General features: G+C 62.3%; 3 protein-coding genes. All 3 read right to left on the bottom strand.

The genetic code is table 11. The annotated features are described in order from the left end of the window. The coding region (locus ABW043_RS09970) for an FAD-dependent oxidoreductase (protein WP_353921059.1) at positions 1-467 on the bottom strand (467 nt) is incomplete at its 3' end. A 23-nt stretch (positions 468-490) separates the two neighbouring features. Continuing rightward, positions 491-1,132, bottom strand: a complete 642-nt coding sequence (locus tag ABW043_RS09965; protein ID WP_353921058.1) for an SGNH/GDSL hydrolase family protein — start codon at positions 1,130-1,132, stop codon at positions 491-493. Between the two features lie 87 nt (positions 1,133-1,219). After that, on the bottom strand, positions 1,220-2,560 hold the full coding sequence (locus tag ABW043_RS09960; RefSeq protein WP_353921057.1) for a pyruvate dehydrogenase complex dihydrolipoamide acetyltransferase: 1,341 nt from the start codon (positions 2,558-2,560) through the stop codon (positions 1,220-1,222). Between the last annotated feature and the right edge of the window lie 56 nt (positions 2,561-2,616).

Genomic DNA, 2,616 nt, shown 5'->3' with positions numbered 1-2,616 from the left:
GCGATGATGATGTTCTTGGCCTTGTAGGTGCCCTCGCCGAGCGCACTCTTCGGCACCGGTCCCTGCGGCTGCACGATCGGCTTCTTTGATGGGGCAACCTTGATTTCACCGGGCTTGGTGATCGTGGCTTCGCCCCAGATGATGTCGATCTTGTTCTTCTTCATCAGGAACTGCACGCCATTGTTCATCTGCGCCGCAATGGCGCGCGAACGCTTGACGATGCCGTCGAGGTCGAAGCCGAATTTTTCGGCGGTCAGGCCGTAGTCCTTGGCGTGGCCCATGTGGCCGTAGATTTCGGCCGAGCGCAGCAGCGCCTTGGTCGGGATACAACCCCAGTTGGAGCAGATGCCGGCCATGTGCTCGCGCTCGACGATGGCCACCTTCATGCCAAGCTGCGCGCCACGGATGGCGGCAACGTAACCGCCGGGACCGGCGCCGATGACGAGAAGATCGTATTGGTCAGCCATATGGGCCTCCAGAAAATTTAGGGTCAGAGACCCAGCATGGATTTGACGAGCGGAGCCAGGCCCTCGCCGATGGCGCGGGTATTGGCCTCGTCCAGATGCACGCCGTCGCGCTTGTCGGCGACGGCCACGGAGGCGGCGTTGAAATAGCCGACGCCCAATTCGCGGGCGACGCGGCTGTAGATGCTATCAAAAAGCTTCGCCTCGTCCGCGCGCGGCGCGAACATGGGATGAAGATCGGCATGGTCGGTTTCGACGGTCAGCGGTGGCGCCACCATGATGACCTGGGGCACAGGCTGCCCGACATCATAGGGATGTTGCCGCACGATCTGCACCAGGCGTTTGACACCCATGGCCGCGCCGAAGGCGGTGCCATTGATGTAGATCTTAAGATCGTTGGTGCCGAGCATGATGATGACGAGATCGAGTGGCTTGTGGCTGTCGAGCAGTGTCGGCAGCACACGCGCACCATTACGATCGGCAAGGCTCGAATAGTCGTCGAACGCCGTGGTTCGACCACCCAGACCCTCGGCGATCACCCTGCCCTTGCCCCCGAGCGAGCGCTCGAGGGTTGTCGGCCAGCGATCCTCATAGGCATGGCGAGGGCCGCCCGTCTGCGGATTGGCCCCATAGGTCAGACTATCGCCATAGGCGAGAATGGTCTTCATGCGACTGCCCTACCAGAGCGTTTCCAGGAGAAATGACACCGGCTTTCCGGTTTGGAAACGCGACCAAAAGAGACCTGGGGCAAAGCCCTAGGCCAGCATCATCACCGGATTTTCGATCAGACCCTTGAACACGCCGAGGAGTTCCGCACCCAGCGCGCCATCGACGGCACGGTGGTCGCAGGAGAGCGTTACCGTCATGAATTGGCCGATCTTGATCTGGCCATTTTCGGGATACACGCGCTCTTCGCCGGCGCCGACCGCGAGGATCGTGCCATGCGGCGGGTTGATCACGGCAGCGAAGTGCTTGATGCCGAACATGCCGAGGTTGGAAACCGAGGTCGAACCGCCCTGGTATTCATGCGGCGCCAGCTTCTTGCCGCGAGCGCGGGTCGCCAGATCCTTTACTTCGTCCGAAATCTCGCGCAGCGACTTGGTATCGCAGCTCTTGACCACTGGAGTGAAGAGACCACCCGGCACGGAGACGGCAACCGCCACGTCCGAGCGCTTGTGGTAGAGGATAGAGTCGCCGGCCCAGGTGGCATTTGCCGCCGGTACGCGCTGCAGCGCCACTGCCCAGGCCTTCATGACAAAGTCATTGACCGAGAGCTTGTAGGCCGGCTTGCCGTCCTTGCTCTTGGGCGCCGAGGCATTGATCTGCTCACGCGCTGCGAGCAGCGCGTCGATCTTGGCGTCGAGCGTCAGGTAGAAGTGCGGAACGGTCTGCTTGCTTTCGGTCAGGCGCGCAGCCACGACCTTGCGCATGCCGTCATTGGGAACGACCTCGTAGGTGCCTTCCTCATAGAGCGCCATGACCTGGTTCTTGCTCATGCCAGTCGCAGGCGCAGCGGCAGCGGCCGGAGCACCGGCAGCAGGCTTGCTCGCGCCCTTGGCGGACTTGGCAGCTTCCACGTCCGACTTGACGACACGGCCCTTCGGACCCGAACCGGCTATGCTGGAGAGATCGAGGCCGGCATCCTTGGCAAGACGCTTTGCCAATGGCGACGCGAACACACGGCCACCTTCGGATTTCGCCGGAGCCTTGGCCGCAGCAGCCGGAGCGCTGGATCCAGAATTGGCATTGGTCGCTGCCGGTGCCGGAGCTTCAGTCTTCGGAGCTTCCGCAGCCGGGGCCGGCGCAGCCTTGGGTGCTTCCGCCTTCGGAGCGCCGATGGCGCTGGCGTCTTCGCCATCCTGCAGCAGCACGGCGATCACAGCGTTGACCTTCACACCTTCGCTGCCTTCGGCAACGAGGATCTTACCGATCTTGCCCTCGTCCACGGCCTCGACTTCCATCGTGGCCTTGTCGGTTTCGATTTCGGCGATCACGTCACCGGAAGAGACAGAGTCGCCCTCCTTGACGTGCCATTTGGCGAGCTTGCCCTCTTCCATCGTGGGAGAGAGCGCCGGCATGGTGATATCGATAGGCATACCGGGTCTCCTTACGAGCGATAGGTCACGGCATTCACGGCCGCGATCACTTCGTC

It is taken from the genome of Devosia sp., assembly GCF_040509215.1.
Taxonomy (GTDB): Bacteria; Pseudomonadota; Alphaproteobacteria; order Rhizobiales; family Devosiaceae; genus Devosia.
The sequence above is the reverse complement of the archived record's forward strand: the minus strand, read 5'-3'. Positions and strand labels throughout refer to the sequence as shown.